At 69.5% G+C, this 25,110-nt stretch carries 23 protein-coding genes; 15 read left to right on the top strand and 8 right to left on the bottom strand.

All coding sequences use genetic code 11. The features are described 5' to 3' along the window. Nucleotides 1-23: 23 nt before the first annotated feature. Nucleotides 24-1,310 carry an adenylosuccinate synthase gene (locus V9G19_RS10265; RefSeq protein ID WP_462285372.1) on the top strand — a complete coding sequence of 429 codons (1,287 nt, stop codon included), beginning with the start codon at nucleotides 24-26 and terminating at the stop codon, nucleotides 1,308-1,310. Between the two features lie 40 nt (nucleotides 1,311-1,350). Here the strand turns inward: V9G19_RS10265 and V9G19_RS10270 are convergent, their stop codons facing one another. Both V9G19_RS10270 and V9G19_RS10275 read right to left on the bottom strand, forming a co-directional pair. Further along, nucleotides 1,351-1,722 carry a GntR family transcriptional regulator gene (locus V9G19_RS10270; RefSeq protein ID WP_462285373.1) on the bottom strand — a complete coding sequence of 124 codons (372 nt, stop codon included), beginning with the start codon at nucleotides 1,720-1,722 and terminating at the stop codon, nucleotides 1,351-1,353. Continuing rightward, the gene (locus V9G19_RS10275; protein ID WP_462285374.1) at nucleotides 1,719-2,660 is read right to left on the bottom strand and encodes a hypothetical protein; all 942 of its coding nucleotides are present in this window, start codon (nucleotides 2,658-2,660) and stop codon (nucleotides 1,719-1,721) included. The genes V9G19_RS10270 and V9G19_RS10275 overlap by 4 nt, the downstream gene beginning before the upstream one ends. A 231-nt stretch (nucleotides 2,661-2,891) precedes the next feature. Here V9G19_RS10275 and V9G19_RS10280 point away from each other — a divergent pair, with 231 nt between their 5' ends. Both V9G19_RS10280 and V9G19_RS10285 read left to right on the top strand, forming a co-directional pair. Next, entirely contained in the window at nucleotides 2,892-3,128 is a 237-nt protein-coding gene (locus V9G19_RS10280; protein ID WP_462285454.1) for a cellulase family glycosylhydrolase, read from the top strand. Beyond that, the gene (locus V9G19_RS10285; RefSeq protein ID WP_462285375.1) at nucleotides 3,125-3,265 is read left to right on the top strand and encodes a hypothetical protein; all 141 of its coding nucleotides are present in this window, start codon (nucleotides 3,125-3,127) and stop codon (nucleotides 3,263-3,265) included. Before V9G19_RS10280 ends, V9G19_RS10285 begins: the two co-directional genes overlap by 4 nt. Before the next feature lie 111 nt (nucleotides 3,266-3,376). Here V9G19_RS10285 and V9G19_RS10290 read toward each other — a convergent pair whose 3' ends face one another. Continuing rightward, nucleotides 3,377-5,800, bottom strand: a complete 2,424-nt coding sequence (locus tag V9G19_RS10290) for a nitric-oxide reductase large subunit (protein ID WP_462285376.1) — start codon at nucleotides 5,798-5,800, stop codon at nucleotides 3,377-3,379. Between the two features lie 246 nt (nucleotides 5,801-6,046). Here V9G19_RS10290 and V9G19_RS10295 point away from each other — a divergent pair, with 246 nt between their 5' ends. Continuing rightward, complete coding sequence (locus V9G19_RS10295) at nucleotides 6,047-7,579, top strand: hypothetical protein (RefSeq protein WP_462285377.1); 1,533 nt, start codon at nucleotides 6,047-6,049, stop codon at nucleotides 7,577-7,579. 42 nt (nucleotides 7,580-7,621) lie between these two features. Here the strand turns inward: V9G19_RS10295 and V9G19_RS10300 are convergent, their stop codons facing one another. Further along, nucleotides 7,622-9,850, bottom strand: a complete 2,229-nt coding sequence (locus V9G19_RS10300; protein WP_462285378.1) for a HelD family protein — start codon at nucleotides 9,848-9,850, stop codon at nucleotides 7,622-7,624. A 162-nt stretch (nucleotides 9,851-10,012) separates the two neighbouring features. Beyond that, the gene (locus tag V9G19_RS10305; protein ID WP_462285379.1) at nucleotides 10,013-11,014 is read right to left on the bottom strand and encodes a helix-turn-helix transcriptional regulator; all 1,002 of its coding nucleotides are present in this window, start codon (nucleotides 11,012-11,014) and stop codon (nucleotides 10,013-10,015) included. Between the two features lie 404 nt (nucleotides 11,015-11,418). Between V9G19_RS10305 and V9G19_RS10310 the strand changes: the two genes are divergently transcribed. Next, nucleotides 11,419-12,726 carry a hypothetical protein gene (locus V9G19_RS10310; protein ID WP_462285380.1) on the top strand — a complete coding sequence of 436 codons (1,308 nt, stop codon included), beginning with the start codon at nucleotides 11,419-11,421 and terminating at the stop codon, nucleotides 12,724-12,726. Nucleotides 12,727-12,762: 36 nt separating this feature from the next. Here the strand turns inward: V9G19_RS10310 and V9G19_RS10315 are convergent, their stop codons facing one another. After that, nucleotides 12,763-14,301, bottom strand: a complete 1,539-nt coding sequence (locus tag V9G19_RS10315) for a sulfatase-like hydrolase/transferase (RefSeq protein ID WP_462285381.1) — start codon at nucleotides 14,299-14,301, stop codon at nucleotides 12,763-12,765. Nucleotides 14,302-14,471: 170 nt separating this feature from the next. Here V9G19_RS10315 and purD point away from each other — a divergent pair, with 170 nt between their 5' ends. From purD to V9G19_RS10340, 5 genes are all read left to right on the top strand, one after another. Next, entirely contained in the window at nucleotides 14,472-15,758 is a 1,287-nt protein-coding gene (gene purD / locus V9G19_RS10320) for a phosphoribosylamine--glycine ligase (RefSeq protein ID WP_462285382.1), read from the top strand. A gap of 21 nt (nucleotides 15,759-15,779) precedes the next feature. Beyond that, entirely contained in the window at nucleotides 15,780-16,682 is a 903-nt protein-coding gene (locus V9G19_RS10325) for a phosphoribosylaminoimidazolesuccinocarboxamide synthase (RefSeq protein ID WP_462285383.1), read from the top strand. Between the two features lie 92 nt (nucleotides 16,683-16,774). Next, nucleotides 16,775-17,725, top strand: a complete 951-nt coding sequence (locus tag V9G19_RS10330; protein WP_462285384.1) for an SGNH/GDSL hydrolase family protein — start codon at nucleotides 16,775-16,777, stop codon at nucleotides 17,723-17,725. Between the two features lie 198 nt (nucleotides 17,726-17,923). Beyond that, nucleotides 17,924-18,313 carry a sterol carrier family protein gene (locus V9G19_RS10335; protein WP_462285385.1) on the top strand — a complete coding sequence of 130 codons (390 nt, stop codon included), beginning with the start codon at nucleotides 17,924-17,926 and terminating at the stop codon, nucleotides 18,311-18,313. Nucleotides 18,314-18,340: 27 nt separating this feature from the next. Then, nucleotides 18,341-18,592 (top strand): acyl-CoA-binding protein, encoded by a 252-nt coding sequence (locus V9G19_RS10340; RefSeq protein WP_462285386.1) that lies wholly within the window; start codon nucleotides 18,341-18,343, stop codon nucleotides 18,590-18,592. 51 nt (nucleotides 18,593-18,643) lie between these two features. Here V9G19_RS10340 and V9G19_RS10345 read toward each other — a convergent pair whose 3' ends face one another. Next, nucleotides 18,644-20,161 (bottom strand): M1 family metallopeptidase, encoded by a 1,518-nt coding sequence (locus V9G19_RS10345; protein WP_462285387.1) that lies wholly within the window; start codon nucleotides 20,159-20,161, stop codon nucleotides 18,644-18,646. A gap of 89 nt (nucleotides 20,162-20,250) precedes the next feature. Between V9G19_RS10345 and V9G19_RS10350 the strand changes: the two genes are divergently transcribed. From V9G19_RS10350 to arfC, 4 genes are all read left to right on the top strand, one after another. Next, nucleotides 20,251-20,475: a hypothetical protein gene (locus V9G19_RS10350; RefSeq protein WP_462285388.1), complete on the top strand. Its 225-nt coding sequence runs from the start codon at nucleotides 20,251-20,253 to the stop codon at nucleotides 20,473-20,475. 164 nt (nucleotides 20,476-20,639) lie between these two features. Continuing rightward, entirely contained in the window at nucleotides 20,640-21,341 is a 702-nt protein-coding gene (locus V9G19_RS10355) for an OmpA family protein (RefSeq protein ID WP_462285389.1), read from the top strand. A gap of 5 nt (nucleotides 21,342-21,346) precedes the next feature. Beyond that, nucleotides 21,347-21,502 (top strand): channel accessory protein ArfB, encoded by a 156-nt coding sequence (gene arfB / locus V9G19_RS10360; RefSeq protein WP_462285390.1) that lies wholly within the window; start codon nucleotides 21,347-21,349, stop codon nucleotides 21,500-21,502. Next, nucleotides 21,499-23,421, top strand: a complete 1,923-nt coding sequence (gene arfC / locus V9G19_RS10365; RefSeq protein ID WP_462285391.1) for a channel accessory protein ArfC — start codon at nucleotides 21,499-21,501, stop codon at nucleotides 23,419-23,421. Before arfB ends, arfC begins: the two co-directional genes overlap by 4 nt. Before the next feature lie 116 nt (nucleotides 23,422-23,537). Here the strand turns inward: arfC and V9G19_RS10370 are convergent, their stop codons facing one another. Further along, nucleotides 23,538-24,077, bottom strand: coding sequence for a CGNR zinc finger domain-containing protein (locus tag V9G19_RS10370; protein WP_462285392.1), 540 nt, complete (start codon nucleotides 24,075-24,077; stop codon nucleotides 23,538-23,540). 47 nt (nucleotides 24,078-24,124) lie between these two features. Between V9G19_RS10370 and V9G19_RS10375 the strand changes: the two genes are divergently transcribed. Next, a complete protein-coding gene (locus V9G19_RS10375) occupies nucleotides 24,125-25,108 on the top strand; it encodes an EamA family transporter (RefSeq protein ID WP_462285393.1) in 984 nt (327 codons plus the stop codon). Nucleotides 25,109-25,110: the final 2 nt, after the last annotated feature.

Raw genomic sequence — 25,110 nt, forward strand, 5'->3', positions numbered from 1 at the left:
CAACCGACGAAGGGGAGGCGAGTATGCCGGCAATCGTGCTGGTCGGCGCCCAATGGGGCGACGAGGGCAAGGGCAAGGCGACCGACCTGATGGGCTCTTCGGTCGACTATGTCGTGAAGTTCAACGGCGGCAACAACGCCGGGCACACCGTCGTCATCGACGGGGAGAAGTACGCGCTCCACCTGTTGCCCTCGGGCATCCTCACCCCGACCTGCACGCCGGTCATCGGCAACGGCGTCGTCATCGATCTCGAGGTGCTCTTCCGCGAGATCGACGGGCTCGAGGAGCGTGGGATCGATACCTCGCGGCTGCTCGTCAGCGCCAACGCCCATGTCATCACGCTCTACAACCGGGTGCTCGACAAGGTGACCGAGCGCTTCCTCGGCTCCCGCAAGATCGGCACGACCGGCCGCGGCATCGGCCCGACCTATGCGGACAAGATGAACCGCACCGGGATTCGCGTCCAGGACCTCTTCGACGAGCACATCCTGCTGCAGAAGGTCGAGGCCGCGCTCGCCTTCAAGAACCAGGTGCTCACGAAGATCTACAACCGCCGCGCGATCACCGTCGATGAGGTGATGGCCGAGCTCTTGCAGTATGCCGATCGGCTGCGACCGCTGGTCTCCTCCACTTCGGAGGTGCTCGAGGCGGCATTGGACGCCGGCTCGAATGTGCTGTTGGAGGCGGGCCAGGCGACCCTCCTCGACGTCGATCACGGGACCTATCCGTATGTCACGTCCTCCTCGGCGACAGCCGGGGGCGCGTGCACGGGCTCGGGGATCCCGCCGACGCGCGTGACGCGGGTGATCGCGATCCTCAAGGCCTATACGACCCGGGTCGGCGAAGGGCCCTTCCCCACAGAGCTTTTCGACGACCACGGCGAGTTCCTCCGCAAGACCGGCGCCGAATATGGCACCACGACCGGCCGGCCGCGCCGCTGCGGGTGGATGGACACCGTCATCGGGCGGTATGCCACGCGAATCAACGGGGTGACCGATTTCGTCATCACCAAGCTCGACGTGCTGACCGGGCTCGAGACCGTGCCGATCTGCGTCGCGTATGACGTCGACGGGGTCCGGCACGACGAGATGCCGGTCAACCAGAGCGAGTTCCACCACGCGACACCGATCTATGAGGAGCTGGACGGGTGGTGGGAGGACATCACCGGGTGCCGCTCCTTCGACGAACTGCCGGCCAATGCGCAGGCGTATGTGCTGCGGGTCGAGGAACTCATTGGCGCCCGGGTCTCGGCGATCGGCGTCGGGCCCGCGCGGACCGAGATCATCGAGCGCTTCCCGCTGCTCGACTAAGTCCCGTCAGCGCCAGACGTCGGTCATCGCCAGACAGTAGTCATCGCCAGACGCGGGCGAGCGCCTCGTGCGCGTCCTCTTGAGCCAGGCCAAGAGCCCGCACCGCCTCGGTGAACGTCCGCGCGGCGGCGTCGAGCCGAAGCCGTTCTGCTGCAGCGGCGTTGGGTGGCCGGTCGGCGACGGTCGTCCCGCCGCCACGCCGGGTCGAGACCAGGCCGGATGACTCCAACTCGCCGTAGGCCCGGGCCACCGTACCGTTCGCCAGGTCCAGGTCCTTGGCCAACTGACGCACCGGCGGCAGGCGGTCGCCGGCATGCAGCTGACCGGCGGCGATGAGGCCGGCCAACTGGCGCCGCAGCTGTTCATACGGCGGTGTCGGATCGCGCAGGTCGACGCCGATCTCCAGGCTCACCGGGCGTCCTGGTCGGCTCGGCTCCGTCCCAGCATCGGGGGCGAGGTCGGCAGCCTCGCCGGGATGAGCAGCTGCGCCAGCAGCGCAAAGCCGACGATCGTCGCCGCCGCAGCGACGAGCAGAAGGATGCGCGCGAAAGCGTCTCCGCCACGGATGCAGTCATTGCCGCCCGCGGCGCTGGCTATAAAGAGCGCGGTGGGCGCGGCCATACCAAAGAGGACGACCCCGAGTGCGTTGAGCACGTTCCGGATTGCGTTGCGACGCAACAGCAGAACGAGCGTATCCGTGGCAGAGCTGGGGTTGGCTCTCCGGAAGATTGCACCGGCGCCGAGGAGAGCGAGCAGGAGGCAGGCGCCGACAGCGAGGGCCGCGGGGACGGCATAGAAGCTGCCCGGCCACGGGCCGTTGGACCTCGTCGTCGTGACCGAGCCAAGACCGGGCAGCGTCTCAACGCAGGTGGCCGTCAGCGATCGTCCCGGACGCCCCTGATCGTCGGCGCTGCCGGCCAGCCACCCCAGCGTCAAGAGCGTCGTGAGCAGCACCAGGCCGCCCCCGACGATGGCGGTCCGGGCTCGGGGCAACAGGTCCGACCAGGTGCGAGTCATCAGGCTGGCCGTGCGTTGCGTTCCACGTCTGGGTTGGGCAGTTGCCTCGCCGATCGTCGTGCCGAGCAGGACACCGGCTGCCGCGATTGCAGGAGCGAGCAGGGCAAGCCTGCCCAGTCCCGCTTCGGTGCGGCTGAATGCCCAGCCACCCACCGCGAACCCCACGGCCAGGCCGAGCCAGCGCCAGCTAGTGGTCCAGCGCGCAACTGCCGTGAAAGCCGCTGGGGGAGAGTCTCCGTCGTCGGGATTGAGTTGTGTCAGCCGGGCAATCGCGACGATGATCACGACCATGACGACGACCGTCAGTAGGGCATAAACGAGCAGCAGCGCCATCGCGGGACCTCTCAATTTGTATCATGTAAGCGATACAAGCAAGCATGTCCCTGTGGATGACTTGTGTCAAGTGCGTGGTACAAGGCGTGACGTCGCCCCTGCGCGACCAGCGCCCCGGCCGGCCGGTTCCGCACGTCCGGCACGCGCATCCTCGACCCGGCCGGGCGCGTCTTCGTTCCCGTCGGCGCCAACCTCGGCACCCTCAGCGCCTTCGATTGGCGGGGCACCGCGATCGGGCACGCGGGTGACGCCAAGGCGTGGGGCTGGAATGCGGTCCGGCTCAACTTCCTCGTCTCGGGCGTGATCGATTGGAGCTATGTCGCGCAGAACGGCTATCCCGACCTCTTGCGGCAACTGGATTCGATCGTTGCGGAATACACCGCCAAGGGCATCGTCGTGATGCTCGATGCCCACGACGATCCAGCTACGCCGACAGCGCCTACTACGACCGGATCACCGCCGACATGACCCGCTTTTGGCGCGACGCCGGCGCCCGCTATAAGTCCAACAGCCGGGTTTGGTTCAACCTGATCAACGAGCCGGCCTACGTCAACTCGGCGTGGTTTAACCTGCAGGCCCGGTTGGCCGCCGCCTCTGGCGGCTGACTCACTAACCCCGCGCCGAGGTCTGTACTTTTCGCTGAGGTCGTACCAAAAAGAGTACGACCTCACCCAAAAGCGCAGACCTCGGCGAGGTTTACGCCCTGAATCCCGGGCCTAGACCCCAGCCTCGTCGTGGGCGACGGGGGAGCCCTGCTCGACGACCCCGCCGGAGTCCTTGCGCAACGACCAGCCGGTGAGCAGGCCCACCATGAACACGCCGATGGCGGCCGCGCCGATGGCGAAGATCGTGTCGCCGGGGACGCGCAGCCAGCGCAGGATGGTCAGCGTGTCGCCATACAGGAACTCATCGGAGCGGGCCCACCATAGGCCCTTGTCGATGCTCGCCCACGCCTGGGCCAGGCCGACCGGCAACAGCGAGAGCATGGCCATCAGGAACAGCCCGCCGTTCATTGTCCAGAAGCCGATCTTGATCGGCAGGTCGTTCCACTCTCGGCCGGGCATCAGGCTGCGCACGCAGAAGAGCATCAGGCCGATGCCGAGCATCCCATAGACGCCGAACAATGCCGTATGGCCGTGCAGCGGGGTCAGGTTGAGGCCCTGGACGTAGAACAGCGAGATCGGCGGGTTGATGAGGAAGCCGAAAATGCCGGCGCCGAGCATATTCCAGAAGGCGACCGAGACAAAGAAGTAGATCGCCCACTTGTAGCCGGCCACCCAGTCGCGCACCTTGAGCAGCCGCAGATTGCGGAACGCTTCAAAGCCCATCAGCGCCAACGGGATCACCTCGAGGGCGCTGAACGACGCCCCGATCGCGAGTACACCCGACGGGCTGCCGGTGAAGTAGAGGTGGTGGAAGGTGCCGAGGATGCCGCCGGTCAAGAAGATCACCGTCGACGCCAGCGTCGAGCTGGCTGCGAGCCGGGCATTGATCAGCCCGAGGCGGGCAAACAGGAAGGCGATGACCGCGGTGGCGAAGACCTCGAAGAAGCCCTCGACCCACAGGTGGACGACCCACCAGCGCCAGTATTCGGCGATCGAGAGGTGGGTGGACTTGCCGATCCCGAAGGCGGCGAGATAGAACCCGGCGATCGAGAAGCAGCTGGCCAGCAGCATGAGGGTGAGCGTGCGCTGGCTGCCCACCGCCAGCGGCGCGGTCGCGGTCGGCGTCGCGTGCCCGTCGGGGCTGGCCTTGGCCCGTTTCAGGGCCGGTGACACCCCGCGCCACATCAGGGCGAACCACAAGAACAGCCCGATCGTCAGGCCGATCTGGAAGAGCCGGCCGAGGTCGACATACTCCATGCCCTGGGTGCCGACCCAGTAGTTGCGGTCGCGGCCAAAGCCCATCCGGCCGGTCATCGAGAGCCACTCGCCGAACATCGAGCCGAGCACGACGACAAGCAGCGCCCCGAAGAGGACGTTGACGCCGAGGCGCTGGAACTTCGGCTCCTTGCCGCCGACGGCGGGGGCGACATACAGGCCGGTCGCGAGCCACGCCGTCGCGATCCAGAAGATCCCGAGCTGGGTGTGCCAGGTGCGCACGACGGAATAGGGCAGGATTTCGTCGATCGGTATGCCGTAGAGCGCCCCGCCTTCGACGCCGTAGTGCGCGCCGATGATCCCCATGGCAATTTGGAGCATGAACAGGAAGCCGACGATGAAGAAGTATTTCAGCGTCGCCTTCTGCGACGGGGTGGATTCGTAGCCGAGCAGCGGGTCGTCGTGCGGGATCTCGTCGAGGTTCTCCGGCGTGTCATCCCGCAGGTAGGAGTGGTAGAAGACCATGCCCGCGATGCCGCCGAGGAGCAGGATGAAGCTGATGATGCTCCACAGGATGTTGTCGGCCGGTGGGACGTTGTCGATCAGCGGCTCGTGCGGCCAGTTCTGGGTGTAGGTGACATCGTCACCGGGGCGGTTGGTCGAGGCCGACCAGCTGGTCCACCAGAAGAAGTCCGCCATCTGCTGGGCCTGCACCGGATCGGTGAGCAGGCCCTTTTGGATCGCGTAATGGTCGTGACCGTCGGCGAACAACTTGGCGTAGTAGGCGGAGTTGGCCCGCCAGGCCTGCTCCCGGATCGGGTCGATCGTGACCGTGCCCGAGTCCGCGTCGTAGGTGTTGGTGCGCAGGACCTCCATGAGCCGGCCCTTGAACAGCGCCTGCTGCTCGGCCGGAAGGTCGGCATATGTCGTGCCGCCGTCCTCCTTGGCCCACGCGTCGAGGATGAAGACCGCCTCGCGGTGCAGCCAGTCGGCGGTCCAGTCGGGGGCGACATAGGCGCCGTGGCCCCACACCGACCCGATCTCCTGGCCGCCGAGGGACTGCCAGATCCGTTGACCTTGGACGATGTCGTCGTGCGTCATCACCTGCCCGTCGCCGCGGACCTGGACGGTTTGCGGGACCGGCGGCTTGTCCTGGTTGATCTTGGCGCCCATGTAGAGCAGCACCGCGAAGGACCCGAGGACGACGACGAGCAGCGCAATCCACCAGCGGCGATCGTTGCGGTGCGGGTGATCGGGGACCGCGATGGCGCCGCCATGGGCGGGACGGCGGGCGGGTGGCGGTGCGGCAGACGCGGACATTCGCATTATCCTTTTTAATCCACTCAAATGCGGCCTCGGCCATCGTGGCAGTGCTCGCGGTTCCTCGCAACCGCGCCCGGCCGCTGTGATCCCAGGTCGAGGCCGATTCGTTACGTTCGACGCCGGTTCGCGCGCCGCCGGCCGCCGACCGGCCGGGCATGGGTCCATCACCCCATGGTGGTCGCCACCGCAGCGGTCTAGCGTGGGGAGGGGGACGACGGGTCTGGCCAGAAGAAGGGAAATGCCATGAAACGAACTCTCGCCGCCGCAGCGGCGGTCCTGGCTGCTGCGACCGCCGCATCCGCCGCGTCCGCGACGGCGCCGGCGGCTGGCGCCGCGAGTCCATCGCTGACGATGACCTACCTCCCCATCCAAGTGGTCGGCCAACCCGACCCCTCCGAGGTGTCGGCCGACTTCCGGATAACGGGAGTCGATTGCTCGGTCAAGTGCGAGCTGTGGAAATACGTCTACAACCACGGTGACGGTGACGCGTGGGTGTTGGCCACCTGGACCGGGCCGGCCAGCGGGGCGAAGGTCGTCCGGGACCAGGTCTGGGTGGACGAGATCGGGGACCAGGGCTACTACGTCGAGCGCTATCGCGCGGACGGGACCTCCGATCAGCCGCTGTCGGCGTCCGGAGGCGCCTTCTCGTTGCCGGACTCGCTTGCGACGGTAGGACCCGGATTCCGGCGCGAACTCGACCTGCAGGCCACCGAGACCATGGTGCTGCGCTCCAGCACGCCGGGAGCGACAGCGACCTTCCCGGCATCTCCCTACGGTGACCGCCTGGTCGGCGTCGTCGCCGAGCGTGGTCCGGCCGCCGGTGTCCTGCGTGTGGTCGTCGGCGGGAGCACGGCGCTGACCGTGGACCTGAAGCGCCCCACCACCACCAAACGGGCCATTGTCGGGACGATCCGCGTCCCGCAAGGGGCCGCGATCCGGATGCAGAACGCCACGCCCGCCGGACGCTCCGCCAAGCAGGTCGCCGTCGACGGGCTTATCACGCTTGGGGTGCGTTCGGACGCTCGCGCCGGCGCTCGCCCGCCGCAGGAGCGGCCCGCTCGGTCCGGGGACGAGACCATCTCCTATACCGTCCCGGACCGGCAACTCCCCGCCGGCGACGCGGGACTCGGGATCGATATCGAGGTCAAGGTGCACGGCTGTCCGACCGGCTGCCAGGTCGTCGGGCCCGGCGGGGACGGGGCCGTGATCTGGTCGAAGCGTTCTCCCCGCAGCGGTCCGCTGCAGACCTTCCACATTCCGGCAGTCGCCCCGTTCTCCGGCGGCGATTGGGTCTTCTACTACCTGAAGATCGGCGGTGACCGGGTGGATGTGATCGATGTGTCGCCGAACAAGCTGGAGCAGGACTATGTCGATACCACCTACGACCCGCGAGATCGCCTGGTCTACAGCGCCGGCTGGACTCAGGACAGCATGGCCTCGGCCACCGGCGGCTTCCTCAAACGATCCTCGACGCCCAACACGGGCATGACCTACCGAACCGAGGGTGATTACGTCGAGCACCGCGTCGCGGTCGTCGCGGCGCGCGGCGCGCACAACGGCGTGATGAAGATCTACAGCGGCCTTGACCTGGTCAAGACGATCGACCTGTATGCCGCGCGCTGGCAGGCGCGTCAGGTCGTCGCGGCGATCGACCTGCCGGAGAAGGGCCGGTTCACCGTGGTCAATGCAACCCCGGCCGGCCGGCCCAACAAGGACGTCCACGTCGACGCCATCATCGTCCTGGGCACGAACGACATTTGGCGGGCCGGTCGGTGAGCCGGCGCGCGACCGTTCGTCACCGTTCTCCGTGACGAGCCGTCACGCCGGGCGCAGCACGGTCATCCGGTGGGCCGCGCGGGTTAGCGCGACATAGAGCACTCGGATGCCGCCCGGTGATTCCGCGGCGATCGCCTCCGGATCGACGACGACGGTCGCGTCGAACTCCAGGCCCTTGACCGAGAGCGGGTCGAGGACCTGGACCCGGCCGTCCAGCCGGCCACGCAGCGGCGCGAGCCGATCGGCATACCGGATCGGGGTGATCACCGCGATCGAGCCGTCCACCTCGCGGCCGAGCGCGTCGAGGGCGGCCTGGACCGCGGCGACGGGGTCGGGATCGAGGCTGGCCTCGACCGGGCTCACCCCGGTCTCGCGGACGGCGACCGGGATGTCCGCATCGGGCAGCACCGGCAGGATGACGTCGCGGGCGTAGTCGAAGATCTCCCGGGCGTTGCGGTAGTTGGTGGCCATGTGGAAGTGGCGCCGCAGTGCCGAGCCGAAGGCCGCCTCCCGCGCCCGGGCGGCCTCGGCCGGGTGATCCCAGGAGGCTTGGGCGGCGTCGCCGACGACCGTCCAGCTGGCCCACTCGCCGCGGCGGCCGACCATCCGCCACTGCATGGGGGAGAGGTCTTGGGCCTCGTCGATGAGGATGTGGGCATAGTCGCCCGGTTCGCCGATCCGGCCGCGCAGCAACAGTTCGCGGGGCGTGCCGGCGCGTTGCCCGGCGGCGGCTGGGGCGGCATACGGATTGCCGAGTTCGCGGAACTCGCCGGCCGAGAGCGAGTCCAGCTCGTCGATCTCATAGAAGCCGCGTTCCTCGTCGCGGTCGTCCTTGACCGGTCCGAGCCGGACCGCCAGCTCGTCGATCAGGGCCGCGTCGGCGACCGACCACTCGCCGCTCTCCAGCGCCTCCCGCATCGACATCGCGACCGCAGCACATTCGTCATCGGTAAGCGCCCCCCGGCCGAGGCGATAGGTCAGGTCGGTGTCGGTCAGCCACAACAAGATCTCGCGCGGATCGAGCTGGGGCCACCACTGTGCCATGAACTCGTCCACGGCGAGCGACTGCTCGAACGCCTCGAGGAAGTCGGCCCGCTGACCGGTGCGGTGGCTCGCCCAGCCGGCCTCGGCCAGCAAATTGCGGGCCGCGTCCACGGCGAGGTTGCGCGCATGCCCGCGCAAGGCGCGGCCACGGACCCCGGCCAACACCTCGGGACCCAGGGAGATCGCCTGACCGCCGACGAAGGCCCGGAAGCTGTCCGGTCCCCCCGGCACGGCCGCCGACGCGGCCCGCCCGAGCAGGTTGCGGATCCGTAGCGACCCCTTGACCGCGGCGACCTCCGGGCGATCGAGCCGGGTGGCGCTCACCGCGTCGACCAGGTCGCCGACCGACCGCAACGTCACCGACTCCTCACCGAGGGAGGGCAACACCCGCTCGATATAGGCGGTGTATGCCGTGGACGGGCCGACCACGAGGATGCCGCCGCCTTCGAAGCGGCGGCGTTCGGAATAGAGCAGGTAGGCCGCGCGGTGCAGAGCGACGACCGTCTTGCCGGTCCCGGGGCCGCCGGTGATCTCGGTGACGCCGCGGCTGGGCGCACGAATCGCCTCGTCCTGGTGCTGCTGGATGGTCGCGACGATGTCGCGCATCTGCGCGCCGCGGCTGCGGGTCAGAGCCGCCATGAGCGCGCCGTCGCCGATGATCACGAGGTCGTCGGGGGCCTCGGCGACCATCAGGTCGTCTTCGATGCCGACGACGGTGGTGCCCTGGCTGCGCAGCACCCGGCGGCGGATGACGTCGTGGGGGACCACGGGGGTGGCGCGATAGAACGCCGCCGCGGCGGGGGCCCGCCAGTCGATGACCAGCGGCTCGTAGTCCTCGTCGCGCACGCCGAGGCGGCCGATATAGCGGACCTCGCGCTCCCGGCCGCGCCACCAGTCGGGGCCGTCCTGGGCGCCCCGGCCGAGGGTCGGGTGGGCGATGTCGAGGCGGCCAAAAACCAATCCCTCGTATTGGGTATCGAGGGCCGCCTGGCGGCGGGCGGCGTTGAACACGAGGGCGTCCCGCTCGAACAGACCGGTGATCTCCTCGTCCCGGATATCGCCCGTGCGGTCGGTGCGGCCCCGGGCCAGGCCGTCGGCGGCGACCAGGCCGGCCCGCTCGCCGGCCTTGCCCAGCTCGCCATAGACCCGGTCGACGTGGGCCTGCTCGATGGCGATCTCGGAGTCGACGACGGCGTCGCTCGTCGCGGTGGATGGGGTGGAACTCAACTTCGACCTTCGACTCGGGCCAGAACGCGGACTCTCTAGCCTACTAGTCGCCCTCCCTCGTCCCCATCCCTCGCCGAGGTCTGCGCTTTTCGCCGAGGTCTGCTGAGCGGTAGTACGACCTCGGCCAAAAACGCAGACCTCGGCGGATTTTGTTGGCGCGGGTCAGACCAGGCCCTGGCGGGCGGCGCGGACGCCCGCCTGGAAGCGGGTGTCGGCGCCAAGGCCGTCCATGATGTGTCGCACCCGGCGCTCGACCGTGCGCTGCGAGATGCCGAGCCGCCGGGTGATCGTCGAGTCGGAAGCGCCGGAGGCGAGGAGGCTGAGGATCAGCGCGTCCCGGTCCGCGGCGCCATCCAGCGCAGGTCCATCCTCGCCCATCGGCAGGGGGACGCCGGTGGCAAAGAGCGACTCCCCGAGGCGCATCACCGCGGCGACGAACGGGTGTCTGCGCAGCAGCATCGAGCCGGCACCGCTGGTCTCGATGTTGCTGAATTCCACGACCGCGGCGACGTCGTCGACGACGACCGCCGAGAAGTGGATGCCGCTGGCGAGGCGGATCTGCTCACCGCCGGTCATCCGCTCGCGCAAGGCGTCCAGCGCGCCCGGGACATCGAGGACCGCCGGGTCATAGACGGCACGCAGTCGGACAAGCTCGCCGGCGGCATTGCGGAACAGCTCCCGATGGCTGTTGAACGGGTCCAGCAGCAACTGGTGGGTGCGCCGCGAATCGGCACGCACGGACAGGATCTCCCGCTTCGCCGCCGCGGTGATCGTCGCCGTCGCCGAGGCGATGTCGGCCAAGGTGGCCAGTTCGCGGTTGCCCGAGTCGACCACCTCGTCGGTGCGCGCGGCCAGGAAGAGCTGATGCAGCTGGCCGGCGCTGGCCCGCCACGCGCGCGCCCGGCGCTCGGCGTCGGCCGCCCACGCGGTGATGGCGATATCTGGGGCCGGGACATCCCACCGGCCGTGATCGGCCGTGGCGAGCAGGCCACGCGCCTGGAGCAGCTTGGTGGCCCGATCGACCAGGTCCGCGGGCAACCCGGTCTCGATGAGCGCCGCGCGGCTCGGCTCGGGCAGGCGAACGAGCGCACCATAGACGCGATTGAGGTCGTCCTCGCTGAGGAGTTGGGGGTCGGCTCCCACGTGATCGGCCGGTGCGGACATACCCCCAAGGGTGTCAGACTTGGCGGGTTTCCGCCAATGGCGGACTGGCGACACCCCAGGGCTTTACTCGCGGGTAGATCTTTGCCACGATATTCGTGGTTGATCCCGCGTCAACCCGCGTGAAGAGCGCCGGTTCCCCCACTGTGCGCCACACGCCACGGCGCGGGGTTCCCGGGGGAACATCCCCCCTGCTCCCCGGGAACCCCGCGTCGTCCTTATTTCCGGGCTGGTCCGCAGCGACCGACCCCCGGCAGGCACCCCAGAGTCAGCTCGTGGGGAACCGGATTCCTCGGTCACGATGGGGGACAATCACTTTCGGTCCCACGTGCCCACACCGGTCAGGCGAGAAGGAACCCCGCGCCTTCACGCCGGGATTCACGATCGTTATCGCTAGGAGATCACAGGTGACAGCTTTCACCCGCCGCGCCGGAATCCAAGCCGCGGCCACCGCCGGCGCCCTCCTCGCCGGCGGTCGCACGAGCGCCGCCCTGGCGGCGCAGCCGACACCCGTGCGCACGCGGTCCCTCGCCGACCTGACCGGAATGCTCGGGGTGTGTATGGAGACCACCGGCGGGGGCGTCTGGGGAGAACACGCCAAGATCCTGACCGCCCTGCGGGAGCTCGGGGCCACCTGGTTCCGCTCACCGTTCAGCGCGGGCAACAACAACCAGGCGGCCTGGTGCCGCGAACTGGGCGCCAACGGGGTCAAGTTGAACGCCATGGTGGTCGGCCCCGGTCAGGGCGCCACCCCGGAGGCCACGGTCAAGTGGATCGCGGGCAATGTCGCGGGGGCGTTGCACTCGATCGAGGGCACCAACGAGTGGGACCTTAAGGGTGGGGTCGACTGGCCCACCGAGTTGCGCGACCACCAAACCCGGCTCTACCGCGCCGCCAAGGCCAACTCGGCGACGCGCCGCGTCCCGGTTCTCGCGCCTGCCTTCGGCACGCCGTGGCGCCCGGACAGCTATGACGCCTTCGGCTACGCCGGTGACATCTGCGACATGGGCAACAGCCACATCTACACCGGTGGCTTCGTCCCGGGATACCGCAGCGACCTGATGCTCGACTTCGAGCGACGGGTCACTGGCCCGCTGCCCCAGGCGGTCACCGAGACCGGCTGGCACAACGCGATCTACACCGGGACCTCCCACCTCTACACCCCCGAGGATGTCGCCGGGGTGTATGCGCCGCGCCTGCTGCTCGAGTACTTCATCCGGGACACCCCGAAGGTCGCGATCTATGAACTGGTCGACGACGCCCGCGACCCCGAAGGCAACGACCGCGAGTCCCACTTCGGCCTGCTGCGCTTCGACTTCTCGCGCAAGCCGGCGTTCATCTCGCTCGCCAACTTCATGCGGATCATCAACCTCCAGTTCCGCGTCGGCGGGCAGGGGATGCCAGCTCCGCTGCAGCCGCGGGTCACGGTTGGGGATGGCCTGCGGGACACCGACGTCCGCACCGTCTTGGTGCCCCGCCCCGACGGGCGACACCTTGTTTTCGTATGGCGCTCGCAGGCGGCGATCTACGAGCCCCGCACGCGTGTCTACCTCAACCCGGGCCGGGTCGCCGTGTCGCTCGACTGGTCGATCTCCCGCCGGGTTCGCCGTTATGTGCCCAACCGGTCAGCGACCGCCCGGGACGTGACGGTCACCAGCCGGACCGAGTTGTCCGTGGGCGCCGAAGCGCAGGTGCTGATCGTCGAGCCGGAGTGAGTTCCGGCTCGACGGCCGACTCGCCGGCCAGGCGCCTTATAGGCAGGTGGATCCGACGCACTTGCGCTGCACGTTGAGCCGGCGAATCCAATCCGGGACGTTGTAGCGCGGTGACGTCGTCCCGAACTTGAGCGGGATCAGGTTCTTCAGCTCGCCGGGATCGGTGGTGCGGTCGTAGAGCTCCTGAGTCACCGGGGTGCGGCCCAGCCGGTCGCTGTAGGTGACGATGAACTTGAAGCGACCGTCGAAGATCGAGGCCCACGTGGGATAGGGCGCGGGCTTCATCGGGGCGTAACCGCGGTCGAACCAGTATTCGCTGAGGATGACCCGGTGTCCTTGCGGCTGGGTGACGAGCGACTTGCCATCGATCAGGGGCAGCGCGGGATCGACGGCGATGCCGGTCAGATCCAAGATCGTCGGCAGCAGGTCGACATTGGAGACCTTGGCCGTCGCGGCATACGAGGCCGTCGTGGTGCCCGGCGCAAAGACGCCGGGGTAGGCGATCATCAGCGGCACCCGAACCGAGGGCTCATAGGCGACGAACTTCTTCAGCAAGCCGTGCTCACCGTTGTTCAGGCCGTTGTCCGAGGTGAAGATGATCACCGTGTTGTCGAGTTCGCCGGCGGCGGAAAGGCGGCTCACGACGGTCCCGAACCAGTCGTCGATCGTCTTCAAGGTGCGCTGGGCGACCGGGCAGATGGTCATCCACCCGCTGTCCTGGGTCATCGGATAGGCCCGCACGAACGCCGGCTTGTCGCTGCGATCGGTTTCCACGGGTGGCCGGGTGCACCCGGGCACGGCGAGCGAGCGGTACGGCGGCTCGACCATGGTGTAGGCGATTCGGCCGTCGTGCGTGTGCGGCGCCGTCGGGTTGTAGTCGAGGTAGAACGGCGTGTCCGCGGGGTCGGCGAGCGCGCTGTCGAGGAACGCATCGGCCTGGGCCGCGATCCACGTCGTGTTGTAGTTCGTGCCGGTGGCGGCGTCGCCGAGGATCTTGACCTGCTCACCGGTGGGGTAGTTCGCGACGAAGTTGTAGTACCACGCCGGAACCCCCGGTGCGCCCAGGCAGTATTCGCTGGGCACCTCGCGGGTGCAGGACCCGGCGATCGTGACGTACTCGTCGAACTCCGGGGGGTTGTTGACCAGGTTGAGGTACTTCCCGAACAGGCCGGTGCGGTAGCCCCGGTTGTTGAGGTAGGCCGGGATCGAGCCGCGGGTGTCCAACACGTCACCGAGGCCTTGGGAGATCACCCCGCCGTTGTGGCCGTAGCGACCGACAAAGGTCACCGCCCGGGACTGGCAGCACGACGGGGACGCGACATAGCTGTTGGTGTAGGTGACCCCACGCTCGGCCATGAACGCGACCAGGTTGGGCATGAACTGGCTCATCTTGGCCGGATCGTCATACACCTGGTCGTCGGTCTTGATGAGGATGACATTGGGTTGCCCGGGGAGCTTGGCGCTGGCCGCCGGTGCCGCCTGGGCGGGCGGCGCGGCGCCCATCGCCGCATTGCCAGCGCCTCCGATGCTCAAGGCCACGGCGAGAATCGCCGCGGCGCGTGCCACTGATTTCATCGAAAGCTCCTTGCTGGATAACGCGGTTCGCCGAAAATGCACCCGAATCCGGGCGCGGCGTGGCCAGGGTAGCTCAGCGTTGGGGTGTTCCCATGTCCTACAGATCACCGACTAGAGCCTTCCCGGGAGAGGGTGCCCGTCGCGGCAGCCGGCCCACTAGGGTTTGAGCCGTGAAGGTCCTCGTGATCGGGTCCGGTGCTCGGGAACATGCCCTCGTCAAGGCCATCGCGGCCGACCCCATGGTCGAAGCGGTCATCGCGGCGCCCGGCAACCCGGGCATCGACGCGCTGGCCGTCTGTGAGCCGCTTCCCCGGGGCGCCACCCACGGGCCCGATGTTGTGGCCGTCGCGGCCAAACACGGGGTCGACCTCGTCGTCATCGGCCCCGAGGCCCCACTGGTCGAGGGAGTCGCCGACGACCTGCGCGCTGCGGGGTTCGCGACCTTCGGCCCGTCCGCCAAGGCCGCCCAGCTCGAGGGCAGCAAGGCGTTCGCCAAACGGATCATGGCCGAGGCCGGCGTGCCCACCGCATTCGCCCACGTCTGCACCACCCGTGGTGAGGTCGAGGACGCGCTGGATGCCCTCGGCCCGCCCTATGTCGTCAAGGACGACGGGCTGGCCGCGGGCAAGGGCGTGATCGTCACCGACAGCAGGGTGGCGGCGCTCGATCACGCGGACGCCTGCCTCTCCCGGCCCGACGGGCGCATCGTCGTCGAGGAGCACCTGGACGGCCCGGAGGTGTCGCTCTTTTGCATCAGCGACGGCGATCTCGTCATACCGCTGACGCCCGCCCAGGACTTCAAACGCGCCCAGGACGACGACCGTGGCCCCAACACCGGTGGTATGGGCGCGTATTCGCCGTTGGATTGGCTCCCCGACGGACTGGTCGATGATGTCGTCGCCCGCGTTGCCCAGCCGACCATCGACCGGATGCGACACCTCGACATGCCCTTCGTCGGGGTGCTCTATATCGGCCTGGCGCTCACCAGCCGCGGCCCCCAGGTCATCGAGTTCAACGTTCGGTTCGGCGACCCCGAGACCCAGGTCGTCCTCGACCGGCTCGCCACCGCCGTCGGCGAGCTGCTGCTCGCGGCCGCCACCAGCCAGCTCGGCGAGGCCGAGCCGTTGCGGTGGCACCCCGACGCCGCGGTGACCGTCGTGCTGGCCGCCCCCGGCTACCCCGCTGCGCCACAGACCGGCGGCCTCGTGACCGGTCTGGATGAGGCCGAGTCGGATGTGGCATACGTCCTGCATGCCGGGACCTCCCGCGACGACCACGGGCTGTTGCGGGCCGGCGGCGGCCGGGTGCTGTCGATCGTCGGGCGAGGCGCGACCCTGGCCGAGGCGAGGGCCGCAGCATACGAGAGCGTTGGCCGGGTCCACCTGCCCGGCGGGCGCTTCCGCAGCGACATCGGGCTGCGCGCCGAGCGGGGCGAGATCACCATCCCGCACCTGTGATCGCCCTGCGAGACTGACGCCATGGCTGCTCCCGAGTTGCCCGGCTATCGGCACATCCACTCCGGCAAGGTCCGCGACCTCTATGTCCCGGAGGCCGACGAGAGCGTGGTGCTGCTCGTCGCGTCGGACCGGATCTCCGCGTATGACCACGTCCTCAGTCCCCCAATCCCGGACAAGGGCGAGATCCTGACGCAGCTGTCGCTGTGGTGGTTCGACCAACTGGCCGACCTCGTGCCCAACCAGGTCATCTCGACCGATGTCCCCGCGCAGGTCGCGGGGCGGGCGATGCTCGTGCGCCGGCTGGAGATGCTGCCCGTCGAGTGCGTCGCCCGGGCCTACCTGACCGGCGGTGGCCTCAGTGAATACCGCGCGTCCGGATCGGTCAGCGGGGTGCCGCTGCCGCCGGGGCTGGTCGACGGCGATCGGCTGCCGGAGCCGATCTTCACGCCGTCCTCCAAGGCGCCCCAGGGGGAGCACGACCAACCGATCTCGTATGCCGATGTGGTCGCCCTGATCGGTGCCGACCGGGCCGCGGCGGCGCGGGATCTCACGATCGCGATCCTGGCGCGTGGCAACGCGATTGCCGCCGAGCGCGGCATCCTGCTCGCCGACACCAAGGTGGAGTTCGGCATCGCGGCGGACGGGCGGCTCGTGCTCGCCGACGAGGTCCTCACCCCCGACTCCTCCCGCTTTTGGCCGGCCGCCGAATGGGAGCCCGGCCATCCGCAGCCATCGTTCGACAAGCAGTTCGTGCGCGACTGGCTGACCTCGCCCGAGAGCGGCTGGGCCACGACGTCCGACGCCGTGCCGCCGGAGCTGCCCGAGGCCGTCGTTGCCGCGACCCGGGCCCGGTATGTCGAGGTGTTCGAGCGCCTGACCGGCCGGTCCGTCGTCTCGGCTGGTGGTGCCCCCGCGGCGGGCTAGGACGGCCTATCGCTTTTGCGGACAAACCGCACGACCAAGCCCTACTCTTCAGTAACCCGCACGATGACGTGCGGAGGAGTCAAGGAGCACCGATGGTCATCCCCCGCTATCTCCCCTCCCGGCGCGCCCGGGCCGGGGCCCTCTCCGGCCTCAGCGCCACCCTGCTCATCGCCGCGACCGCAGCCAATGCCAGCGCCGCCGGATCGTCCTATGTCGCCCTCGGTGACAGCTACTCCTCCGGGGTGGGCACTCGCGTCTATATCAGCGACGGCACCAACTGCCTGCGCTCGGTCTACGCCTATCCCAGCCTGATCGCCGCCGCCAAGGGCTACTCGCTCAACCTACGGGCCTGCTCGGGCGCGACCGTCGCCGACGTCACCAACAGCCAGCTCTCGGCCCTCAGCTCAAGCACGTCCTATGTGACGATGTCGGTCGGCGGCAACGACGCCGGCTTCGCCAGCGTCCTGACCGAATGCGCGAAACCGGCCTGGATGAGCAACTGCAATGGCGCGATCGACGGTGCCGTCAACTACATCAACACCACCCTCCCCGGGTCGCTCTCGACCCTGTATGCGAGCATCCGCTCGCGCGCGCCCTACTCAAAGGTCACGATCGTCGGCTACCCGCGCATCTTCAACGGCGAGGACTGCAATGCATTCACCTGGTTCTCCCCGACCGAGGAGGCGCGGCTGAACCAGACCGCCGACCTGCTCAACAGCCGGCTCGCCTCCGCGGCCGCCGCCAAGGGGTACGCCTTCGCGAACCCGACCGGCGCCTTCCTCGGCCGCGCGGTCTGTGACAGCCCCGAGTGGATCAACGGCCTGTCCAACCCGATCGTCAACTCCTATCACCCAAGATCGACGGCCACCGCTACGGCTACACCCCGGTCATCAGCCCGTCGGTCACCGGCGCGGTCGTGCGGGTCACCGACACGGTCGCCGCGCGAGCGGCCGCCTCCGCCGAGCGACTCGCCACCCAACAGCGGCGGTATGCCGCAGCCGATGCCCGCATCCAGCCCAAGCTGGTCGTCGCACCCGACCTGAGCACGACGCAGGCCAAGGCCGCCGCCGCCCGCGCCGGCGTCGACCTGTCCTCGCGGGCCTCGATCGACGCCGCCGACGCCCGGTATGCCGCCGCCCAGGCCCGGGCGCACGCCGGCTGACCCGGTGCCCGGCCGGACCGGCGGTCAAGCCCGCGCGTGACCGCCGGCCGGTCGGCGGCATACGGCACAATTTCTTGGTATGCCGCCGCGCCGCCGAATCCCGCCCGCGCGGGGCGGCGATGCGCTCCTGGCCTGGGCGGATGCCGAGTGCCCCGTCGCCGCTGACCTGGTTGCGACGGCGGTGCGGTTCACGCTGGAGGAGATCGCCGAGAGGCATCCGGGGCGCAGCGTCGAGATCCGGGTGCCGCCCTATGGCGCGGTGCAGTGCCTGCCGGGGCCAGTCCATCGGCGCGGCACCCCGCCCAACACCGTCGAAGCCGACGCCCACACCTGGCTCGAGCTGGCGACCGGCCGGCTGGACTGGCCGGACGCCGTCGAGCGGGGCGCGGTGCGCTGGAGCGGCATCCGGGCCGACCTGGGATCGCTGCTGCCGATCATCGACCTGCGCAGCCGCGACGGGATAGGTTGAGTCGCGTTCGGTCACCGAGGAGGAACGATGCCCAGTCAAGAGTTCACGGATGCCGTTGCCGCGCTCGATAAGTCCCCCGACAACCAGAGCAATGACACCAAGCTGGCCCTTTATGGCCTGTATAAGCAGGCGACCAAGGGCGATGCGTCGGGCAAACGACCGGGAATGTTCGACCTGGTCGGCCGGGCCAAGTATGACGCTTGGGCCAAGCTGAAGGGGATGTCCAGGCAGGACGCCGAAGCGGCATACATCAAGAAGGCCGACTCGATCCTCGGGTGAATCCTGGCCCCGGCGCCCAGCGGCGCCGGGACCAAGACTCACCGAGTCAGGTCAGCGGGCGTGGCCGCGAGCGGCATACCTTGTGGCGTTGGCGATGATCTGATCCGCGGCGCGCGAGCGCTCGCCGCCGGTCACGCGGGGCAGATTGCCCAGCCCGTTTTCCGCGGTCTCGGCCGGCTTCTTGCGCACGTCGAGCCAGTTGGCGAAGAAGGTGTCCAGGTTCTCGCCGGACACCCGCTCGGCGAGCGCCTTGAACTGGGCGACGGTGCCGTTGCCGTTCTTGTGGGCGGCGCTCCACTGCTTGAGGATGCGCTGCACGGTGCCGGCGCCGATGCGGTTGCGTAGCGCGGCGAGCGTCATCCCGCCGCGGACATAGACGGCTTCGTTGAACTCGTTGCGCTTGCCCGGGTCGGAGAGCCGCACGCCCCAGAAGTTGGTGTAGCTGGCGGGGTATTGGTTGTAGAGGTCCGCCAGGGTCTCGTTGACGCTGCCCGCACCGACCTTGGCGCCCCAGAGGAACTCGGCATAGGTCGCGAAGCCCTCGTTGAGCCAGATGTCCTTCCAGTTGTGGACGCTGACCGAGTCGCCGAACCACTGATGGGCGTTCTCGTGGACCACGACGCTCATGTTGGAGCCGCCGCCCCAGAAGCTGTAGGTATAAACGGGTCGGGTCTGGGTCTCCAGCGCGTAGCCGAACGACATCGACGGCACGACCCCACCGACGCTGTCGAACGGGTAGGGGCCGAACTGGGTGGCTTCCCAGTTGATCACCTCAGGGGTGCGCATCAGGTCGGCCTTGGCCGCCCCCTTGGCCCAGGACGGGACCTTCTTGGCGATCGCCACCGCGTAGGACCGACCGCCCGACGTCCCGCGGTAGAGATCGAACTGGCCGATCGACATGAAGGCCAGATAGGTCGCCATCGGCGAGGTCACCGACCACTTCCAGACGTCCTGGGTTGCGGTGCTGGTCTTGGCCGCCAACCGGCCCGGTCCGACGGCTTCGAGGCCCTTGGGCACGCGGAAGGTGAGGTCGAAGGTGGCCTTGTCGCGGGGGTGGTCGTTGCTCGGGAACCACCAGGCGGCGATCTCGGGCTCGCCCAGCGCCATCGCCTCGGTCCCCGAGCCGATCCAGGGCGAGGCGACCCCGGCGTAGGAGATGCCGCGCGGCTGGCCGGAGTAGGTGACCTTGATCGTCATCGTGCTGCCGGAGCGGACCGGTGTGGCGGGGGTGACGACGAGTTCGTGCGGGTCGCTCTTGCGGATGCTCGCCGTCTTGCCGTTGACCGTGACCTTGGTCGCGGTGAGCAACAGGTCGAGGTTGAACGAGCTGAGGTCGGTCGTGGCGCGGGCGGTGATCGTCGCGACCCCGCTGACCTTGGTGGTGGCCGGGGCGTAGGTGACGTCGAGGGCGTAGTGGCGCACGTCGTAGCCGCCGTTGCCGTAGGTGGGGTAGTAGGGGTCGCCGATTCCCGCGGAGCCGGGGCCGGCGGCATACGCGGCGGTGGCGGTGATCAGGCAGGCGGCAACGCCCGCGGCGGTAGCCGAACGGACGGGCAGGTGGCGCGACATGATGGGTCCCTCCAATGTCAGGTTCTCGGGGATGCCATGCCACCCTAGAGCGGACATCCATGGAATGCACCCAATGAGCAGGAGAACCGATGAAGGCCACGACCGGACGCGGGCGGCGCGAGCCGCGCTTTGGGGCCTTTCTCGGGACCGGCGCGGTGATCGGCCTGGTCATCGGTGTGGTGATCGCCTATGTCGGGCCGGACGCCCCGGATTATGGCCAGCGCACCGAGCTGGGTTTCATGGGCGTTTTCTTCGGTTTGCTCGGCGCGTTGATCGCCGGAGTGGTCGCGGTGGTGATCGCGGGCCGGGATTAGGGCCCGGGCGGTGATCGGTGGCGGGTGGCCGCGCGGTGCCGGGGTGAACGGAACGTAGCGGACGCCACGACGAACATCCGCGCCATTGCCCCTTCGGCGCCGTATGTTGGTCGTCAAGGACGCGATCGGCGCGCCCCGGTTCGTATGCCCGGACGGGAGTGAAGATGAGCAACGGCGAGGAATCCGGCGCAGGGGGTGCGGGGCGCTGGCAGGCGGCGGATGCCGCGGGGAGGCGGGCCGGCTCTGGGGAGCCGGTGACCCGGTGGGTGGAGGAAACCCGGCGATACCGGCGCCCGCTCGGCGGGTGGTGGTGGCTGGCTCTGCTCCTGGTGCCGGCGGTACTGGCCCTGCTCGGGGGCGCGCTCGGCGGCGACGAGCCGTCAGCCGCTACACCGAAGAGTTGGGCCACGACGATGGGCTCGGGGACCGCCTCGAGCGCGTCCGCGCCGAGCGGCGAAACGTCGGCCGCGAGTTCGTCCGGCGGGCAGTCGTCCGCTGCTAGTGGCGATGCCGCGGCCTGCAGCACGCTGGAGGACCGGATCGGGGAAGCGCTCGCCGCCACCAAGATCACCTTTTCCCGCGGGGGCTCGGTGGTGAGCGAGGCGTCCATGCCGGTGCTCGAGTCGGTCGCCGGGATGGTCAAGGCCTGCCCCGACGCCCGGCTGACGATCACCGGATACACCGACCCCAGCGGCGACGAAGCCGAGAATCAGCAGATCAGCGAGGCTCGCGCGACGGCTGTGCTGGACCAACTGGCGAAGGACGGAGTGCCCCAAGGGTCGATGAGCGCGGTCGGCAAGGGCGAGAAAGATCAGATCGCGGGCGGGACCGAGGCCAACCGGCGCGTCGAAATAACGGTGGGATGAGGATCATGGACTTCGTGACGGCTTGGGTGCTGTATGTCATCGCGTTCGCCCTCGGGGCGCTCGTGGCCTGGTTGATCGCTCGATCGACAATCGCGGCTGCGAATGCGAACGAGGCGTTCGCCGATGTTCCGGAGACGCGCGCGATCGGAGGCCGGTCATGAACTGGTGGCTGTTTGTTCTGGCCTTCCTGCTCGGCGCGCTGCTGAGCTGGATCTATATGGTGCGCCGGGCCACGCGCGAGGTGCGGATCATCGACCGGGAGGCCATGGCCGCGCTTGACGAGGGTGCTGCCGACGACGATCTCGAGGACGAGGCCGCCGCGGAGACCGTGGTCGAGGAGACCAAACCGGCAGCGAGCGCCACGGGGGCTGCCGCAGCTGGTGGCGCCACCGCAGCGGGTGCGGCAGCGGCCGCGACGGTTCCCCGCGAACCAGTCGAGCAGACCGCGCCGCGGCCGGCCGAAGCCACCGTGCCGCGAGAGACGCCGGAGGCGACGGTGCCACGAGAGGAGCCCGCGGCGTCAACGAGCGACGACGACCTGCTGAACCTCGACGGCGACGTCGACGACTTCGACCTGCCCGAGAAGGGCTTGCCGGGGATGGCTGAGGCGCAGCCGGCCGCCGCCCCGACAGCGGGCGTGGATCTGGATGCTCCCGAGGCGGGCGTCGACCTGGACGCCCCGGGTGGAGGGCTTGACCTGGATGCGCCGTCGGCTGACGGCGGGGTTGATCTCGATGCCCAGATGGTGCCGCGCAGCGACCTGGCCGAGGTGGCCGCAGCCTCGGCCCAGCCCGCGCCGGCGGGTGCAGTGGACCTGGACGCGCAGACCGTCCCGCGCAGCGATCTCGCCGAGACCCAGGCGATCGACCTCGACGGGGGATTGGACCTGGATGCGCCCGCGGCGGACGCCACCCCGGCCGAACCCGAACCCGAACCTGCCCCCGTGGTGGCTGCGCCCGCAGCCGGCCCGGGCACGACCGACAACGATCTGCTCGACCTCGACAGCGCCGAGGAGATCGACGACCTGCCCGCCGCTGCGGCTCCCGTCGTCGCCCCGCAGGTGCAGCCCGAGACCGTGACCGAGCCGGTTGCCGAGCCCGAGGCGACGGAGGGTGTCGACGAAACCGGGGCCGAGGCGGTCGCCGAGCCGGAGGCAGTTGTCGAGCAGGAGACAGTTGCCGCCTCGGCCGCGCCAGCGGCCTTTGACGGTGGTGTCCTCGACCTCGATGCGCTCGACGATGGCGCCCCCGCCGTGACACCCGCGCCCTCGGCCGAAGTCCCGGCCGCGCCGGAAGCCGAAGTTCCAGCCGCGCCGGAGCCTGAAGGAGTTGCCCCCGAGGTCGCACCGGAGCCCGAAGCGGTTGCAGCGGAGCCCGAGCCCGCGGTTGAGCCGGACGTTGACCACGCGGCCGTGCCCGAGCCCGAGCCCGAGCCCGAGCCCGAGCCCCAAGCCGCGCCCGAACCGGAGCTGGAGCTGGAGCCCGAGCCCCAATCCGCGCCGGAGCCGGAGCTGGCCGAGCCCGAGCAGGAGGCCGAGCCCGGACCGGAGCCCGCAGCCGCCGAGGCCGCTGCGGCTGAGTCCGCGCCCCCGCAGGCCGAGCCAGCACCGCCCGCCGCCACGTCGCCGTCGCCCGACGGTGGGACGTCCACTCTCGAGTTGACGGATGGCGTGCTGGACCTCGACGCCATTGGCGACGTGCCGGCCGCCGCACCGGCGGCGCTGAGCGCGGCCGCCCCGGCCGCAGCGCCTGCCCAGCCCGAGGCCGTCAGCGCCTCGCCCGACACGCTCGCCGATGCCGGCATGCTGAACTTCGACCTGGACAGCGAGCCGGAGGCCACCGATGCCGCACCGGCAGCGCTCGCCGAGGCCGGCGCTGGCAAGTACGGCCCCGGCTCGGCCGACGCCGGACCGCGCGGGAGTGGGCCGGAGGGCTGGATGGTCAAGGGCAACGAGTCCTCGATGGTCTATCACACGCCCGAGAGCCCCTGGTTCAAGCGCACCCGGGCCGAAGTCTGGTTCGTGGACGTCGAGACCGCCGTCGCCGCCGGCTTCCAGCACTGGGATCCCGGGCAGCGCTGACTTTTTACCGGGGTGACCTGCAACAGGTGAGGTATACCGCACCTCTCGCAGGTCGGCTGATCGAGCCAACCGCGGGGTGACCTGCAACAGGTGAGGTATACGGCACCTCTTGCAGGTCAGCTGCGAGTGCCCTGCCTCGCCCGATAGGCGGCAACGGCGTTCCGGTTGCCGCACGCGGTCGAGCAATAGCGCCGGGAGCGGTTGCGCGACAGATCGAGCACGATCCCCTGGCACCCCTCGTCGGCGCAGACGTCGAGCCGCGAACTCTCCCCGGCCCGGATGACGTCGGTGAGCGCCATCGCGGTCTCGACGAGGATCCGGACATCCAGTCGGGCTGGCTCAGGGCTGCAGTGGAAGTGCCAGCCGAGGTCGTCGTGCCGCACCAGCTGGGGAATCGCGCGGTGCTCGGCGAGCACGGCGTTGACCAGCGTGACCGCCCGCTCGTCCCGAGCCAGCAGCAACTCCCGCAGCCGAACGCGAATCGCTCGCACCCGATCCAGTTCGGCGGCACCGACCGCTCGCACACCGGTGTAGCCGAACCGGTCGAGGAACTCGGTCAGCTGGCCGGGCTCGAGCAGCTCATCCGGCTCCCCGGCGGAGTTCGCCAGCTCCACGGCGGCCAGCAGCGCCAGCTCCGTGTCACGGGTGAAAACCATGTTGACACCTTACTCCCGCGGCCGTACCGTCATCAACCATGGCGACCATGACCAGTGACAGCCCCATCGCGGTGGAGAAGGCCACGCACCCCGGGCTCGGCCTAAGCCTCGCCCTGGCCTCGGCGATGGCCTTCGCCCTCTCCGGCCCGCTGGCCAAGCCACTGTTCGGCGCCGGCTGGAACGCCGGCAGCGTCGTTCTCGTCCGCATCGGCCTGGCCGCCGCACTCGTCGCGCCCTTCGGCATCCGTGCCCTCGGCGGGCGCTGGTGGCTGTTGCGACGCAACGCCCGGGTGATCGTGCTCTACGGCATACTCGCCGTCGCCGGCGCGCAGTTCTGTTATTTCTCGGCGGTTGAGCGGATGGCGGTCGGGCCGGCCCTGCTCATCGAATACACCGCGCCCGCGGGAGTGGTCGTCTGGCTGTGGCTGCGGCACGGCCAACGCCCGGGTCGGCTGACGGTCCTCGGCGCGGTGCTTGCTGCGGCCGGTCTCGTGCTCGTCCTCGACCTGCTCAGCGGTGCTCCGGTCAGCATCTCGGGGGTGCTGTGGGCCCTCGGCGCGATGGTCGGCGCCGCCTCCTACTTCGTCATTTCGGCCGACACCGACAACGGCCTGCCGCCGCTGACCCTCGCCGCCGCGGGCTTGGCCGTCGGTGGCCTCTTCCTCGGGCTGTTTGCGCTGATCGGCGCGCTCCCGGTGCACTTCGCGACGCACACGGCGACGTATGCCGCATCCGAGCTGCCGTTCTGGCTCCCGCTCCTGGCGCTGGGTCTGGTGACCGCAGCGCTGTCGTACAGCCTGGGCATCGCGGCCACCCGCCACCTCGGCTCCCGGCTGGCCTCGTTTGTCGCGCTGACCGAGGTGCTCTTCGCCGTGCTCTTTGCCTGGCTGCTGCTCGACGAACTGCCCCGCGTCGTCCAGCTCGCCGGCGGCATCCTCGTCCTCGCCGGGGTCGTGGCGGTCAAGCTCGGCGAGACCCAGGTCGCCCGCGGCGACGGGCACCTGCTCGGCACCGACCAGGATCAGGGCTGACG

Source organism: Nostocoides sp. (genome assembly GCF_037045025.1).
Lineage (GTDB): Bacteria > Actinomycetota > Actinomycetes > Actinomycetales > Dermatophilaceae > Nostocoides_A.

Excerpts from the sequence above, each read along its gene's own strand:
- V9G19_RS10305 (WP_462285379.1), bottom strand. The coding sequence starts at position 11,014 with ATGTCCGCACCGGCCGATCACGTGGGAGCCGACCCCCAACTCCTCAGC.
- V9G19_RS10315 (WP_462285381.1), bottom strand. The coding sequence starts at position 14,301 with ATGAAATCAGTGGCACGCGCCGCGGCGATTCTCGCCGTGGCCTTGAGC.
- V9G19_RS10355 (WP_462285389.1), top strand. The coding sequence starts at position 20,640 with ATGAGCAACGGCGAGGAATCCGGCGCAGGGGGTGCGGGGCGCTGGCAG.
- V9G19_RS10325 (WP_462285383.1), top strand. The coding sequence starts at position 15,780 with ATGGCTGCTCCCGAGTTGCCCGGCTATCGGCACATCCACTCCGGCAAG.
- V9G19_RS10350 (WP_462285388.1), top strand. The coding sequence starts at position 20,251 with ATGAAGGCCACGACCGGACGCGGGCGGCGCGAGCCGCGCTTTGGGGCC.
- arfB (WP_462285390.1), top strand. The coding sequence starts at position 21,347 with ATGGACTTCGTGACGGCTTGGGTGCTGTATGTCATCGCGTTCGCCCTC.
- V9G19_RS10295 (WP_462285377.1), top strand. The coding sequence starts at position 6,047 with ATGAAACGAACTCTCGCCGCCGCAGCGGCGGTCCTGGCTGCTGCGACC.
- V9G19_RS10275 (WP_462285374.1), bottom strand. The coding sequence starts at position 2,660 with ATGGCGCTGCTGCTCGTTTATGCCCTACTGACGGTCGTCGTCATGGTC.
- V9G19_RS10265 (WP_462285372.1), top strand. The coding sequence starts at position 24 with ATGCCGGCAATCGTGCTGGTCGGCGCCCAATGGGGCGACGAGGGCAAG.
- arfC (WP_462285391.1), top strand. The coding sequence starts at position 21,499 with ATGAACTGGTGGCTGTTTGTTCTGGCCTTCCTGCTCGGCGCGCTGCTG.
- V9G19_RS10340 (WP_462285386.1), top strand. The coding sequence starts at position 18,341 with ATGCCCAGTCAAGAGTTCACGGATGCCGTTGCCGCGCTCGATAAGTCC.
- V9G19_RS10285 (WP_462285375.1), top strand. The coding sequence starts at position 3,125 with ATGACCCGCTTTTGGCGCGACGCCGGCGCCCGCTATAAGTCCAACAGC.
- V9G19_RS10345 (WP_462285387.1), bottom strand. The coding sequence starts at position 20,161 with ATGTCGCGCCACCTGCCCGTCCGTTCGGCTACCGCCGCGGGCGTTGCC.
- V9G19_RS10375 (WP_462285393.1), top strand. The coding sequence starts at position 24,125 with ATGACCAGTGACAGCCCCATCGCGGTGGAGAAGGCCACGCACCCCGGG.
- V9G19_RS10290 (WP_462285376.1), bottom strand. The coding sequence starts at position 5,800 with ATGTCCGCGTCTGCCGCACCGCCACCCGCCCGCCGTCCCGCCCATGGC.
- V9G19_RS10370 (WP_462285392.1), bottom strand. The coding sequence starts at position 24,077 with ATGGTTTTCACCCGTGACACGGAGCTGGCGCTGCTGGCCGCCGTGGAG.
- V9G19_RS10330 (WP_462285384.1), top strand. The coding sequence starts at position 16,775 with ATGGTCATCCCCCGCTATCTCCCCTCCCGGCGCGCCCGGGCCGGGGCC.
- V9G19_RS10335 (WP_462285385.1), top strand. The coding sequence starts at position 17,924 with ATGCCGCCGCGCCGCCGAATCCCGCCCGCGCGGGGCGGCGATGCGCTC.